The sequence below is a fragment of the Virgibacillus dakarensis genome, assembly GCF_900155625.1.
GTDB classification, from domain to species: domain Bacteria; phylum Bacillota; class Bacilli; order Bacillales; family Amphibacillaceae; genus Lentibacillus_C; species Lentibacillus_C populi.
The window spans coordinates 648897-663693 of record NZ_LT732554.1; the positions used below are offsets into that span (position 1 = coordinate 648897).

Genomic DNA, 14797 nt, shown 5'->3' on the forward strand with positions numbered 1-14797 from the left:
TCCTATTCTATTTCACCAACCCATGCTAACATTCCGCCAGTCATATTAGTAACATTGTATCCTTGATTGATTAAAAATTCACATGCTCTTGAACTTCTTCCACCAGAACGACAAACCATGTAATAATGTTTATTTTTATCGAGTTTTTCTAAAGAGTCTGGTATATCTCCCAAAGGAATATGTTTCGCTTCTGGAATTTTCCCCTCTGCAACTTCAACGTCTTCCCGAACATCAATAATATGGACGTTTTCTCCATTTTTTATTTTCTCATGTAACTCCACTGCTGATATACTTTTCATCAGTCTGCATCTCCTTTATTATTGTCTATTTTCGTATCTAGAAGGTTTAAAATATTATTTAAGTCAAAATATCTATCCAAATTTTAATAGCAGTACCCGCAATTAAAAGTGCTAATATCACTTGTAAAATTCGGGTATTCATTCTCTTTCCTACTTTAGCTCCAAGTGGTGCCGCTAATAAACTTGCTACAATCATAATAGCAGCGGGCCAATAATCTACTTGTCCAGTAACAAGTTTACCAACACTTCCCCCGATGGAAGAAATGAACGTTACTGCTAAACTTGTTGCAATCGTCATGCGTGTTGGAATGTACAAAACCGTAAGCATGATTGGTACAAGTAAAAATCCTCCTGCCGCACCGACTATACCAGATGCTATCCCTACAATTAACGCTAATATTGCCGCTAGCGGCTTGTTGAAGGTAACATCATTTAATGGTACATCGTCCATTTGTTTCTTTGGTACAAACATCATTACAGCTGCAATCACAGCTAGAATACCATACACAACATTTACTGCTTGCTCGGATAAGAAACTCGATCCAAAACTACCAATTAAACTTCCTATTAGGATAGCTCCACCCATATAAATGATGAGCTGCTTGTTTAGGTATCCACCTTTTCGATATGCCCATACACCTGCAATGGAAGCAAACAGTACTTGTACTGCACTTATTCCAGAAACCTCATGGGCTGTAAATGCTACTAGACCAAATAAAGGGGGAATATAAAGTAGCATTGGGTATTTAATAATGGAACCCCCAACACCTAACATACCGGATAAAAAGGAACCAATAAACCCAATTGCAAACACAACGATGATAAAAGTTAAATCCATTACTAAACCTTCTTTCTTATTTAGAAAAGCGAGTAGTTCACGCTACTCGCTATTTGGTTTTCTTTATCCTTTTTGAATATAGAAGTACAGAACATCCTCTTCTGTTTTTTGTTCTAATACGGTATGGCCACCTGATTTAGCCCATGCTGGGATATCATTTAAAGCACCCTTATCTGTTAAAAGTACTTCAAGTACTTCACCAGAGTTAATCGTATCCATTGCTTTTTTAGTTTTTACAATTGGCATAGGACATGCTAAGCCTTTTGCATCTAATGTTTTTGTAATGTCCATTTAATTTACCCCCATTTTTTTCTATTGATTAATTAGCGAACTGCACAACGGTTTGGACCGATTTCCATTTCTGTTTGTTCGTCATTATTAGGTGTGATTTTCCCCATATTTACCTGACGAATTTGTTCATACGCATTTGGCTGTGGTGGTAGGTTATCTGTAACAGTACGACGGAATTCCGCTTCATCCTCGATGTTTAATCCATGATTCTCTTTAAACAAATCACCTAATCTTCTAGCCACTGTACCATCTTCATTTGACTCATCAATAATCATGAAATGTGCAGGTAACACCACTAGGTCTTCAGCTAGTTCACGATAACGGGAATATAATGTTTCTCGTAAGTCACCTACCCAATCTTCCGCAAGTCCTGCTAAATCGGGACGACCAATGGAGTCGATAAATAAAATATCACCTGTTAACAAGAACTGATTGTCGATAACAAATGAAGTAGAACCAATGGTATGACCCGGTGAATAAAGTGCATTTACATCAATTTGAGATGCACCAATTTTTACATTTAATCCTTCTGTAAGTGGCGTGTAATCAAACACTACCTCTGTCGCATCTTTTGGTGGTAGATAGTAAGTTGCTCCTGTATTCGCTGCAATATGACGTCCACCTGAAATATGATCTGCGTGTAGGTGTGTATCAAATACGTGCTTGATTTCTACTCCTTTTTCTTTCGCAAAGTTTGTGAATACATCCGTGAAACGCACTGCATCAATAATAGCTGCTTCGCCTTCAGAAATTACCATATAAGATAAACAACCTTTTCCTAAACGAACAAATTGGTATAGCTCCCCACCATTTTCTAAATCGGAAACTTTAATTGGTTCTAGATAACTACTCCAAGATTTCATTCCACCTTCAAGATATGCAACTTCACGACCAGCTTCAGAAAGCATTTCTGCTACCATAACGGAAGATCCTTCCTTAGCACATACTACTAATACTTCCTTATCTGTTGGAAGTTTAGGCAAAATCTCTTCTACACCATCTAATAATTCGAAGTAAGGGATATTTAAATACTCGAATTTATGTCCTTCAATTTTCCAATCCTCAAATGCATCATGATTACGAACATCTAAAATAAATAATTCTTCGTTATCAATTACTTTTCGAGCAACTTCTGCTGCAGTCCATTTATTTACTGTCATTATTGAATTACCCCCCTAGGTATATTTTAAATTATTTTTTAGCAGTGGAGAATTTCTCCACTGCATAAAGATTGATCATCTAATTAGAAAGTTAATGTTGGTGATGCATCTTTTGCATATTCTAGGAATGTTACTGCTCCACCAACTTCTATACCATCAACGAAATCTTCTTTCGTAAGTCCCATAACATCCATTGTCATTTGACATGCTATAAATTTAACACCTAGTTCCTGTGCCATCCCAACTAGTTGTGGGATAGTAGGAACATTTGCCTTTTCAAACCCTTCAGCAAAATGTTCCTTTCCTGCTGGCATTTCTAAAGCGTGCATTGCTTGTTTATGAATTAAGTTTAGTCCTTCAAAAGTGAAGAAGATTTGTACCTCTTTTTCTGAAGCCGCTGCTGCTGTTGCGATATTGAATACTTTGTATGCATCAAACATTCCACCGTTTGCTGCGATAATAGCTACTTTTTCTGACATAATAAATTCCTCCTAGATTTCTTTTGTTATTTTTCCATTCCACTCATTCATACCCGGTAGAACGTTATAAACTTTTTTATAACCATTGTTTGCTAATAGTTGTGCTGCCAAATCAGAACGTTTCCCTGTACGGCAGATTACATAGATTTCTTTTTCTTTATCCAATTCTTCAAGGCGTGATTCTAATTCACCCATTGGAATGGACTTTGCACCTTGAATATGACCAAATGCATATTCTGCTGCTTCACGCACATCTAAAATTAAACCGTCACCTGATTCAATTTCATCAAGTGAAACAGTGTGTTCAAATGTTTTTTCCACTTCTGGTTCATTAGAGCGTTTGCGAATGTAATGATAAAGAACATCGCCTTCTTCCAATGTTCCTAGATATTGGTGTCCAACAGTGCTTGCCCATGCTGCTAAATCAGCTTTAGATCCTTTGTCTGTAGCTTGAACTTCCAATACTTGACCATCTTCAAGATCCGTAATTGCTTTTTTAGTTTTCACAATTGGCATTGGACAAGCTAAGCCTTTTGCATCTAATTGGTGATTTGCTTGAATCATACATTTACCCCCCACGGTATTATTTTTAACAAAAAAATTTACGTTTTGGCATTTATTATACCCACATAGGTATAATATTTAGCAATAAATTAGTCGTTATGGATAACGACGTTTGCGGAATACCTTTTATAAATCTCCATTGATTTAGCTTGTTGAAAATCAATTACAAAACCAATAATATACCCCCTAGGGTAAAATGTCAACCTTGTTATCTAAATTTTTATAGATGCCTATTTTGAAAAGTACTTAATTTAAATTATTATCCATTTTGATTTTTCTTTAAAACAAAATCAAAAAGGAGTTTCATCAAAAATGATAAAACCCTTTTACAATAAGAAAGCATTACATATTTTTACTTTGCTGAAGAAGTTTTGATTCACCTGTACGTTCCCATTCTTCTACAGTCTCATATGCTCTTTCAGGAGAATAGCCTTTTCCGACGAGAACTCCCATGAGAATAAACTCTTGAAGGATATGTGTAGCATTTATTCCTCTCTTAACGTCCTCTAATCCTTCTCTCACTAAAAATTCTGTGTACTGTACCCATTCATCTGGTGTTCAAAATAAGTTGGATTGGCCGAATTACCGCCTTCTTCCGCAGCCATTGCATCTGCTTTCGTTTGGTGAATCGTTCCAAATGGATGTTCTGGAGGTGCATAAATGGTATATAACTTTAATGGCTTATTTCCAGTGTTTGTTAAATTATGCCATTTACCAGCAGGAACCATGATAGCACTATCCTCAGAAACTATTCTTTCATAGTTAAGATTATTTTCTGTGTCCCCCATTTGCACAAGTCCCCGACCTTCTTCAATACGTAAAAATTGATCTACATCTGGATGGACTTCCAAACCAATGTCTTCTCCAACACCAATACTCATCAATGTAACCTGTAAATGATTTCCGATCCATATTGCCGTGCGAAAATTTCGATTCCTTTCCGCAGCTTCCTCTATATTTATTACGAATGGCTGTTTCCCTTGATCTTTAAATGCCATATTTTTTGCCCTATCTTCTATTTGCGTTGGTTGATACATGCTCCCCATATTTGTTTCTTGTGGGTAACCCCAATATATAGGCTGCTGGCGAACATGGTGCATTGGAACACTTACATAGTAATTTGGATACATATATGGTGAATAATACATCTTCTCACTCCTCCATTATTGTCATATGTATCCTATGTATCATTCTCAATAAATGTACTATTGTATATTACGTTTATCTGCAACTTTTTATATTATTTATTAAAAGGGCAAACAAAAATGATTGCTCCCTTTTCCCCTGTGTCGTAAATTGAACAACAACCCAACATAGAGCATAAGATAAATAAAATTTAGATAGTGGGAGGAGAACTATTTGTATTATTCTAATTCATTACGACAAATTGATAATTACGGTGCAACTGGGGCATTAAATGCCTCCACATTAACCTTGCCTCAAATGTTGACTTATGCCCTCCAAGATGAGTATCTGGCTCAAGCAAGATATAATAATATCTTGGAAACCTTTGGATATATTCGTCCATTTGCGCAAATAAGGAATGCTGAATTAAGACATATCAATGCACTATTACCCCTTTTTTATCGCTATCAGATTCCTCTACCTAAAGATATTTCGTACACATTCATTACTACTCCGGAAAACATTAAAGCAGCATACGCTACGAAATATTTTACGTCTTTGAAACACTACGTAACCTTTGAAGACCCCATCGCAACAGAGGAACTACTTCCCATTGCAAGGCCGAAACTATAAAATTCCCACAAAAAGTGTAACACCTTTCAAAATTGAAAAAATCAGTTACAATTATAAATTCTTCACATTAAATTTATTTACAACTTATAATTTTATTGTTACTATGTATGTTAGTGGTAACTTACATATATGAATTTATTCGCCTGTGATTTTAGAGTAGTTTATTTATATTGTAGGTTATTGCTAACACTCATATTGACAGACAGGAGGAAGTACATGGATGGATATTTTAAAAAGGCTTGCTAAATTACTAACAAATTTTCCAATGAAATCAATATTTATTTCGCTAATCATTGTGGTCTTATTAGTTTTTGGAGTAAGAAATGTATTTATGGCCACAGGAAACGATACGCTAGTTGAGAGTAATACAGATGTATATCAAGATAATTTAATGTTAGAGGATGAATTTGGTGGGGAGTCTATTATTGTTTTATATGAATCTGAAAATTTACTTACTCCCGAAACTTTAGCACATATGAAAGGCTTAGAATCTGCTTTGCAATCGAGTGATTCGATTTACAGTATGATAAGCCCTGTCACTCTAGTCGAAGAGATTGCGAGTAAACAATCGGAAACGTTTCAAGAAGGCATTTCAGACATCATTGACGGCTTAGATGAAATGGGAAGTCAACTTTCTGAAATTGGTTTGAAACTAAAAGAAAACATCGAGGACAATCCGGAAATGGAATTCCCTCAATTGGGTAATTTGCAGCTAACTGAGTTGGAAGAACCAGAATTACCCGAACTTGGTACAACTCAGTTTTCTGAATTGGAACTCCCTGAATTTGGTAAGATGCAAGTTCCTGATATGGAAGGACAAATGACCGACTTAAATAAAGCATTCTCCAACATGATCGAAGCTCAAGAAAATTTAGAAGAAGGTACAGAAAATCTTGTAGGTGGGTATATCGAGTTTAGTGAACAGTTAAATGGTTTAGGACAGGGACTTAACGAACTAACAAGGCCAATGGAAGATTCCCCTCAAAAGGTGCAGTTACAAGATATTAGCGGGAGATTAATTGGCCTATCTGAGAAAATGTTACAGGCTTCTGAAGGTTCTGGTCAGCTTCCTACCATTCCTGACCAAACAATTGATGGTTTAAATAATATACAACAAAACCTAAACAAACAGTTACAAGAACAAAAAAAACAGTTAGAGAAACAGGAAGAAGTGCAGATACAAAAACAACAGGAATTACAAAAACAACGAGAACAGACGATGCAGGAAATGCAGGAACAACAAGAAGCTCAACAAGAAGAAATAAAACTGGAGATGCAGAAACAAAAGGAAGCCCAACAAGAAAAAATAAAAACACAAATGGAAGTTCAGAAGTCTGAAAAGGAAAAAGAGATGCAAGAAATCCAAGAAGAAATGCAGGAAAGTCAGAAAAAACAGATTGATAAACTAGATACACTTGGAGAAGGCTTATCTACAATGGGTGAAAAATTACAAACGATAAGTGAAAACATGGAGACCATTTATGGATACTCAGACATTATGACTTCTGGATTGCCTAAGAAACAAGCCACACTGGATAATATGATTTATGATGATGATGGCAACCTTCACATGATGTTTGAAGAAGTTATTGTGGATGAAAGCCATATGCTCATGATGATCAAACTTAAAGGTGGCACAGAGGATACAGAAAAAAGTGAAGTAATTGAGACAATCAACAGCTATTTAGATACTGAACCAACTGATTCCGTAGATACACTTGTTTCAGGCAAGCCTGTGCTTGATAATGCTATCAAATCATCCATGAAGGAAAGTATCCAAAAAATGATGGGACTAGCACTACTGATAATGATTTTTGTTTTATTCATTGTTTTTAAGGTTCGTTGGCGTTTATTACCATTGCTTACTGTTCTTATTGCTGTTATTGGAACAGTAGGTTTAATGGGCTGGCTGCAGATACCAATTACTATGGTATCAATGGCTGTTTTCCCCATTTTAATTGGTCTAGGTATCGACTATGCTATCCAGTTCCAAAACCGCTATGAAGAGGAATTTGCTAAGGAGGATTCGAATGAATAACGATAAAAATAGAGCGAAGAACAGTTTAACTAAAACAATTACAAGGATGGTTCCGGCAATTTTTACTGCATTGGTTGCAACAGGGCTTGGTTTTGTTGCATTATATACTTCCCCTGTACCAATGATACAAGACTTCGGAAAAATGTTAACCATTGGATTAGTTATTAGTTTTATTCTTGGGGTATTTCTTTTAATTCCTATTTTTTTCGTTCGTGATCATCTCTTCAGTAATGTGAAAAGGAAAAAGCCGAAACAAGAAAAAGAAATAAAATCATCAAAAGTGGATAACGTTCTTGATTGGATTACGAAGAAAACAGTCACCTTTCGCTGGATGATTATCACATTTGCAATTCTCGCAGCAGCTCTTGGTATTTGGTTGGATATTGATGCTGATGCAGAGACGGATGTGGAAGCCTTCATGCCACAAGATACGCAGGAACTAAAGGACATTCATCAATTACGTGATATTATCGGGACAACAGATCAAGTATCAATAGTCTATGAGGCAGACAATATTGTATCAGATCCAGTAATTACATGGGTAGATGATCTTACGGAAACCATTGGTAAGGAATTTCCTAATGTTGTTGTAGACACAAAGTCAGTAACAAACATTGTAAAACAAATGAATGGTGATGAGTTGCCTAGTGGCGAGGAATTTAGTGAGCAAATTGCTGACATTCCTGAAGATCAATTAAAACTCTTCTTAAATGAATCACAAACTAAAGGAGTTATTACAGTTGGAATTAAACATTTAGAAGCAGATGATTTAAAAGCATTCATTGATGATTTGGGTATTTATATAGAAAAGAGTAATTTAGATATGATTGAAACGACAATTACAGGTAAAGCTGTTTTAGATGTAGAGATGATTCATGGGTTAACGACTGGGAGATATCAAATGACGTTACTAGGAATGGGGCTTGTTTTCCTTAGTTTGCTTATTTTTTATCGTCATCCAATCAAGGCACTTATTCCATTACTACCAATTATATTCATTATCGGATGGTCTGGTTTGGTGATGTATTATTTTGATATAAGTTACACTCCTCTAACTGCAACATTAGGAGCATTAATTATAGGTATTGGTACAGAATTCACCGTACTCGTGATGGAGAGATTTTATGAAGAGAGAAAGAAAGGTCGTCAACGTTTAGATGCCATTAAAACGACAAATAAAAATATAGGTAAAGCTATTTTTGCGTCTGCTTTAACAACCATTGGAGGTTTTAGCGCATTACTTGCATCTGATTTTGTAATTTTAAACAATTTCGGGATGATGACGCTCATAAATATTTCATTTGCGTTATTTTCTACGATATTTGTAATGCCACCAATCATGATTATTTTAGACAAATTTGTTAAAATAAAGCATACTCAATAAATTTTTAAGACTAAAAATATAATGTAGGTGATGTGAGTTGCGGGATGTAACAGAACGAATATTTAAAGGGGCTATTTCCGTCTTTATCAAAAAGGGATTGCAAGCAACAACGCAGGAAGTTGCAAATGAAGCAGGTGTTGCAGAAGTAACATTATATCGAAAGTTTTCTACAAAAGAAAATCTATTTATCACAGCGATTAAAAATGTATTGGAGAAAAAATTCCAATCACGTATTTTAGAATTAGCAAAAGAGAAAGAAACGGAAATATTCATAGCAAATATTATAGAAGACAGATTAGAAATATTATCGAAAAATTACGAGCTAGTAAAAATGCTTTTATCTGAAAGTTTGAAAGGAAATTTAGTAAACGAAATAAATTTACCAGAAATTATTTTTTCTGGTTTAAAAAAAGGATTAGAATACCATTTTAAACTTAAAAATCAGACAGTTGATACAGACTTTTGTGCGCGACAATTGGGGGGGATATTTTTAAGCTATGTTGTTTTACCTAACGAACAACGATTTAATAAGCGAACAGCACAAGAGAAAAAAGATATTTCAATAAAACATGCAAAATCAGTGCTTGCAACTATATAAAAGGCTTAATAGCAGAATCCTTAAATTAAGGTGGGGAAAGAGAGTCCCTAAGTTCCGTTAACATAAAGTAAATCAGAAATAATAGTATAATTAACAAGGGGGACAGCAGGCGTTGTAACGTCTGCTTTTTTATTGAATAAAGGCTACTTTTATTTTTACCATAAATCTAACTTTCAATTTCAATAACCACATATAAAATTGACGAATTCAGTTATCATTACTATAATTTTTCTAGGCTTCATACCTACAAGTGAGTATTTCTACATACCCCACTTATAACTATGAACGACTACATAGATTAAAACTAGCAACCGCTTGATTTAACTTAGTTTTCCCATCTTATAATTGCTTTTCCCAGATGACTATTCTATACTGATAACATTTCCAAAGGGTGTCCGTGAATTTTCCAAAATCTATCTTCAATCGTCCTCATAAACTGAATAACTAAAATCAATAGAATCCTCTAGTTTTGCATTTCCAGATTGGTTCATCCCCCAGCCGTAACGCTGGTAATCCTTCCCTCCGTCTATAAATATAGCCCCGCAAGAACATCGCCTAAAATCATAGCTGTGTATTGATTCGATAATATCGTCACACTTTTTGCAACGTACCTTGTTTACTATAACTCTCTTCAATATGTTCCATTCCCTTCCAACTGTTACGTACTGTTCAATAAGTTCTTTAATACTTTATTCTTGAATTTTACTTTGTTGTTGGCTAATGGTGGTTCGAAAATTTTAGGTATTGTAATTAACTAAAAATCCGGGGATAGAGAATACATCATTTCATAATCGAAATGCTTCGGCTAATATATCTTTTTTGATACTGCTATGAATGGAGCATTCAGTAACTGCGTCAACCCTTACACTAAGTAGATCTTCAACTTCATGTGTAAAACGAATCAAATCAAATAAACTTCTCTCTTTATCAATTTCAACGATTAAATCAAGGTCACTTTCAGGTCCGTCTTCCAGTCTTGCTACAGATCCAAATACTCTTATATTATGAATCCCATGTTTTGACGCAGCTTTTAAAATTAAATCACGTTTTCCTTTAACAGAATCATATAACACATCACATCCCCCACATTCAATAATGATAATTAACCTATTTTGAAAATTCTACGATACTTATATACCTTTCATATCTCAAATCATCCTTATTTCGATTACACTTGATACAAGCACAAACGCAATTTTTTGGTGTGCTTAATCCTTCTTTTGATCTGGGGGTTTTATGGTCTATAGTATTACCGTAAAAGCCACAATAATGGCAAGTATATCCATCCCGTACAAGTACGAACTTCTTTAATGTTTTTCTATTAAAGAAATGGTGAATCAATGTGCTATGTACAATCCCTGCTGCTCCCTCTTTTACTAACTGCTTTGCTTTGTCATAACTTACATTACTTTTATATCTATGATTATTTGGATTACGACCACGGATGGTTATTTGTTTAGATGGGTTTAACAAAGACGTATCAAAACCATATTCTTGTTTTGGGCCTAAAATTACTTCATGTCTCCGATTTTTGCAGTCCCCACAAAATGATTTCCTTTTAGTTGGATTAGCCTTTCTCCCACCCGTAGTTTGGAACCTTTTTACATATTTAGTTTCTCCGCAAATTTTACATTTCTTATAGAGTCTACAAGCATCACCGATACTTACGCTCAATGTAACAACCTCCTAGAACGACGAAACTATCATTGTCTCAATTTATTCCTTAACCCTTGTGCATAGATAGCCATTTCAGGGTAGTTAATTATCTTTTAACACGTTTTAATAATTCATTCAACCATCTATACCAAGAATTATAATTTCTTATGCCTTCAAAACAACTATTTATGACCTCTAACTGACCAGTTATGGTTGTAAAGTGACCTGATAAGGAAAAAGTATATAAATCTTATATATTAATCCACTAGCGTTGCAGGAAAATAAAATATAAAAGTCAAGAAATATATTTTATGTGAAATTTGGCAATAATGGCAATTTAACCTTTAAAAGTCATAAAAAAAGCCTTATAATTAGGGTATGGTAGTCCAGTCCAAATCCCTAACTATAAGGAGCTAACATGGACAATAATACCATAAAACATGTATTTAAGGAATACATTCATCCACTGGATACAAAAGTTATACAAAAAATGATTGACCATGCCCAAATCGATAAATATGTAAAAAAGCTTGGTGTACTCACGTTTATCAGAACTTTCATTTATGCTCAGCTGAAAGAATTAAAGAGTCTTGGGCGGATAAGCGATAATGTAAAACGCAAGAAAATGGTACAAAGACTTGTTGGCATAAAGCGTATTAGTAAATCTCAGCTTTCACGAAAGCTGGGTGAAATACCGCCTGAAATTTTTCAGGTTATCCTGCATCATCTGGTTCAAAAATTGCATCAAGAACTCGGTTCCAAGCAAGCAGATAAGGCACTTGGAAAGATACATTTAATCGATTCATCAACGATCTCGATGTGCCTTAGCCAATATGAATGGGCCGTTTTCCGAGAGACAAAAGCTGGAATAAAGCTACATACTTCCGTCAATTTTTGTGATGGTGTTTCTTATCCAAATGACGTGATTCTTACTCCTGCAAAGCCAGCAGATGTCACACAGTTAGACCCATTAATTTTGGGTAAAGATGCGCTTCACGTATTCGACCGCGGCTATTTCGACTTTGGCAAATTTGAGTATTATTGTGCAAACGGAATTCGATTTGTCACCAGAATTAAAGCAAATACGATCGTTCACGTGATAGAGGAACTACCTGTAGATCCATCCTCTGCAATCATTCGTGATGCGATGGTGAAAATCGGAAATATGAAACATCCTTTACATTTGGTAGAAACATTGGATAGTAAAGGCAACCTCATTTCGATTGTATGCAATGATGCAAAAGTGAGCGCGCAAGAAATTAGTGACCTCTACCGTACACGTTGGCAAATCGAATTGTTTTTCAAATGGATAAAGCAGCATTTGGTCTTGATAAAATTTTACGGACAAAGCGAAAATGCCGTATTCAACCAGATTTACATCGCGATGATTACATTCTGCTTAAATCTGTTAATGAAAAACAAATTAGGATATAAAGGTACATTACTGGAAATGTTCAATTGGGTAAGTGATTTTTGGTCTAAAAGTCTTTCGAGCTTCATAAAAGAACTTTTCAAAAAACCGGATCGAACATCCAACGGACGCCGAAAGATGCAGCATCAGCGAATATTTGAAGAAACCTTAGCACAATATGAATCAGGAGATGTTTTACATTTAGATGATCTAACGTACGATCCACTCGTTTAAATAACTAATGAATTCCAAAAAATGGATGAAGGACTACCTTTATAGCCCTATTATCTTTTTTTCTCTGATTCACGAAGAAGGTGAGACTGAATATTCTTTATAATTGATAAATGTAAATAAGTTACAAATCAAAATGGTTGACTAGATCTTTTATTTTTTATGCAACGCTAGTGATATTAATCGTTATAATTGCTTTAACAAATAAATTAAATGCAATATGACATCCCGAATATGAACGCAGCAAAAAGATCAATAGTTTACTAGGGGGAATTCTTATGAGTGAGTTAGAAGAATTTAAAGATTTGAGGGTATTAGGGAAAGAAGAGCTGACAAAGCTTAATTTACCAAAAGAGTTGGTATCGTATTTAAGCGAAAGCTATCATTATAAGGGTAAACTTTACGAACCTATTATTAAAGAGGTTGAAGATCTTTATACTTACTATACCCTGTTTTATGACTTTTCCCCGATTGAGTTTAGTAAATCGGCTTTAGTTGCCGTAAGTCGTGCAAATAATGTTGAAAAGTTTAGGTTCTATATTAAAAAAATAATGGATGAAAGAATAGAATTAATTCCAAAAGATGCTGCAGATATAACACTTCATATGAGTCAGTCTAGACTTGATTCGATCATCGAAGGAATTAAGAAAAATTATATCGATGCCGTTAATGAAATGTACGAAGAAAAAGAAGTAGATTTGTACGAGGTAGGCAGGGTTTTTGCCCAGCTAGAATTTGTTTTGGAACTCGTACACGACGAATTTTTGTCTGATTTATTGAAGTATGGGATAAAGGTGTTTGAGAGTTACCGTCAGGAATGGGGAGATAAGGGAAATCTAGCGGTAACTGATTCACGAATAGGGTCGTCGCAAACTGAATAATATTACGTATTAAGCTCATAATTGCGGTTATATATATTTGGACTGCACTATTGGGCTTTTTTTCCTTATTCAGTGTGTCATATCGCATTTATCAGACCGATAGTTGTAACTTGGAAATACCCTGTGAAATCAGATATGGTTGCTAAACCCTTTAAACCTTCATTTATTATCCCCTTAAATAGAAATCTTCATAAAGGTTATATAATAAAAGAAACCTCCCTCCATGTAACGATTCATACGAAGGGAGGAAATGTATAGCAAAAGCCATGCAAAAGATCAGTATACTACTGGTAATAACTTTATTGCTATTAAACATTTATTCTAATTGTAGGTTTAGCTTAGAAAAATCCACCGAAAATAAATCACAAGATATATCCATATACTTCTCAAATTGATTAAATGAAATTTCATCAGAATATATTAGAAAAGAATTTTTACCGATTAAATCTCTAGTTTTGGAATCTACTTCCTTTATCGGATGTACTTTCATATCAGACTTCATATATAGAGTTGATTTCAAGGAACCATCCTCATCGTGTATAAGACGTTTAATAGTTCTGGTTTCCATCACTTCATCTCTCATATCATTTAAATTGTAATTTAGTGAATATTGATAGGCCTCTTTATTCAAATAGATTTCCCCTTTATCATCCATTGTTTATTTTCTACTTAAACTAATTTTACCACAACCACAGAAAGATGACTATAGTCCGTCGATTAAACTTTCAATTTATCTGTTAATAAGTTGAGAGGTGATCGCAATGAGTATAATCGAAGCACATGGAATTATTTTAAGAAAGTACCGTAATGAAGCGAATTTATCACAAGAACAACTAGCATTAAAATGCAACCTTGATCGTACATATATCGGAATGTTAGAGAGAGGTCAGAGGCAACCAACTATTTCAACACTCTTTAGTATTGCTGAGAACTTAAATATTGCTGCATCAGCCTTCATTAAAGAAGTTGAAGAACTTTTAGATGGTGAAATTTCAAACAAATAAATTATCAAGGAAAATTCCCTCTATTCAATGGAAACTTTGAAATAGGCGGGATTTTTTTCATAATTAAAGATGTGGAATGTGGGTTTTTCCTCTTTCATTTAATCTACTTCAAATATCTTGTTTAATTCCACCCCTATTATCCCTTTTTGCCCATCTCCCCCCATTTCTTTAAAAATATCGCAAAGAATTCCAACGAGGTAACCCA

General features: G+C 34.7%; 17 protein-coding genes and 1 pseudogene. 7 read left to right on the top strand and 11 right to left on the bottom strand.

What is annotated here, in order from left to right; genetic code table 11:
• Window positions 1–2: 2 nt before the first annotated feature.
• The 7 genes from CZ382_RS12745 to CZ382_RS12775 all read right to left on the bottom strand — a co-directional run bounded on the left by CZ382_RS12745 (window position 3) and on the right by CZ382_RS12775 (window position 4779).
• A complete protein-coding gene (locus CZ382_RS12745; protein ID WP_088051599.1) occupies window positions 3–299 on the bottom strand; it encodes a rhodanese-like domain-containing protein in 297 nt (98 codons plus the stop codon).
• 58 nt (window positions 300–357) lie between these two features.
• Window positions 358–1137 carry a sulfite exporter TauE/SafE family protein gene (locus tag CZ382_RS12750; protein ID WP_088051600.1) on the bottom strand — a complete coding sequence of 260 codons (780 nt, stop codon included), beginning with the start codon at window positions 1135–1137 and terminating at the stop codon, window positions 358–360.
• Window positions 1138–1200: 63 nt separating this feature from the next.
• Window positions 1201–1428 (bottom strand): sulfurtransferase TusA family protein, encoded by a 228-nt coding sequence (locus tag CZ382_RS12755; protein WP_088051601.1) that lies wholly within the window; start codon window positions 1426–1428, stop codon window positions 1201–1203.
• Window positions 1429–1460: 32 nt separating this feature from the next.
• On the bottom strand, window positions 1461–2588 hold the full coding sequence (locus CZ382_RS12760) for an MBL fold metallo-hydrolase (RefSeq protein WP_088051602.1): 1128 nt from the start codon (window positions 2586–2588) through the stop codon (window positions 1461–1463).
• Window positions 2589–2671: 83 nt separating this feature from the next.
• Window positions 2672–3067: a DsrE/DsrF/DrsH-like family protein gene (locus CZ382_RS12765; RefSeq protein WP_060669093.1), complete on the bottom strand. Its 396-nt coding sequence runs from the start codon at window positions 3065–3067 to the stop codon at window positions 2672–2674.
• Between the two features lie 12 nt (window positions 3068–3079).
• Window positions 3080–3631 (bottom strand): sulfurtransferase TusA family protein, encoded by a 552-nt coding sequence (locus tag CZ382_RS12770; RefSeq protein ID WP_088051603.1) that lies wholly within the window; start codon window positions 3629–3631, stop codon window positions 3080–3082.
• A gap of 521 nt (window positions 3632–4152) precedes the next feature.
• The gene (locus tag CZ382_RS12775) at window positions 4153–4779 is read right to left on the bottom strand and encodes a cupin domain-containing protein (protein ID WP_200809527.1); all 627 of its coding nucleotides are present in this window, start codon (window positions 4777–4779) and stop codon (window positions 4153–4155) included.
• Between the two features lie 232 nt (window positions 4780–5011).
• Between CZ382_RS12775 and CZ382_RS12780 the strand changes: the two are divergent.
• The 4 genes and pseudogenes from CZ382_RS12780 to CZ382_RS12795 form a co-directional block, all read left to right on the top strand.
• Window positions 5012–5296 (top strand): annotated as a pseudogene (locus CZ382_RS12780) (ferritin-like domain-containing protein); the annotation flags it as partial.
• 313 nt (window positions 5297–5609) lie between these two features.
• The gene (locus CZ382_RS12785) at window positions 5610–7427 is read left to right on the top strand and encodes an MMPL family transporter (protein ID WP_088051604.1); all 1818 of its coding nucleotides are present in this window, start codon (window positions 5610–5612) and stop codon (window positions 7425–7427) included.
• Window positions 7420–8811: an efflux RND transporter permease subunit gene (locus CZ382_RS12790; RefSeq protein ID WP_088051605.1), complete on the top strand. Its 1392-nt coding sequence runs from the start codon at window positions 7420–7422 to the stop codon at window positions 8809–8811. The genes CZ382_RS12785 and CZ382_RS12790 overlap by 8 nt, the downstream gene beginning before the upstream one ends.
• Window positions 8812–8848: 37 nt before the next feature.
• Window positions 8849–9409 carry a TetR/AcrR family transcriptional regulator gene (locus CZ382_RS12795; RefSeq protein ID WP_088051606.1) on the top strand — a complete coding sequence of 187 codons (561 nt, stop codon included), beginning with the start codon at window positions 8849–8851 and terminating at the stop codon, window positions 9407–9409.
• 419 nt (window positions 9410–9828) lie between these two features.
• On the opposite strand, the gene CZ382_RS24985 is transcribed toward CZ382_RS12795, so the two are convergent.
• From CZ382_RS24985 to CZ382_RS12810, 3 genes are all read right to left on the bottom strand, one after another.
• Window positions 9829–10044, bottom strand: a complete 216-nt coding sequence (locus tag CZ382_RS24985; RefSeq protein ID WP_456119729.1) for a DUF7695 domain-containing protein — start codon at window positions 10042–10044, stop codon at window positions 9829–9831.
• A 150-nt stretch (window positions 10045–10194) separates the two neighbouring features.
• Window positions 10195–10482, bottom strand: a complete 288-nt coding sequence (locus tag CZ382_RS12805; RefSeq protein ID WP_088051608.1) for a nucleotidyltransferase family protein — start codon at window positions 10480–10482, stop codon at window positions 10195–10197.
• Between the two features lie 34 nt (window positions 10483–10516).
• A complete protein-coding gene (locus CZ382_RS12810; RefSeq protein WP_088051609.1) occupies window positions 10517–11083 on the bottom strand; it encodes an HNH endonuclease in 567 nt (188 codons plus the stop codon).
• Window positions 11084–11483: 400 nt separating this feature from the next.
• Here CZ382_RS12810 and CZ382_RS12815 point away from each other — a divergent pair, with 400 nt between their 5' ends.
• Both CZ382_RS12815 and CZ382_RS12820 read left to right on the top strand, forming a co-directional pair.
• Entirely contained in the window at window positions 11484–12710 is a 1227-nt protein-coding gene (locus CZ382_RS12815; RefSeq protein ID WP_088049366.1) for an IS4 family transposase, read from the top strand.
• A gap of 275 nt (window positions 12711–12985) precedes the next feature.
• Window positions 12986–13588 (top strand): hypothetical protein, encoded by a 603-nt coding sequence (locus CZ382_RS12820; RefSeq protein ID WP_088051610.1) that lies wholly within the window; start codon window positions 12986–12988, stop codon window positions 13586–13588.
• 316 nt (window positions 13589–13904) lie between these two features.
• Here the strand turns inward: CZ382_RS12820 and CZ382_RS12825 are convergent, their stop codons facing one another.
• Window positions 13905–14219: a C2 domain-containing protein gene (locus CZ382_RS12825; protein WP_088051611.1), complete on the bottom strand. Its 315-nt coding sequence runs from the start codon at window positions 14217–14219 to the stop codon at window positions 13905–13907.
• Window positions 14220–14349: 130 nt separating this feature from the next.
• Here CZ382_RS12825 and CZ382_RS12830 point away from each other — a divergent pair, with 130 nt between their 5' ends.
• Window positions 14350–14592, top strand: coding sequence for a helix-turn-helix domain-containing protein (locus CZ382_RS12830; RefSeq protein WP_088051612.1), 243 nt, complete (start codon window positions 14350–14352; stop codon window positions 14590–14592).
• Window positions 14593–14797: the final 205 nt, after the last annotated feature.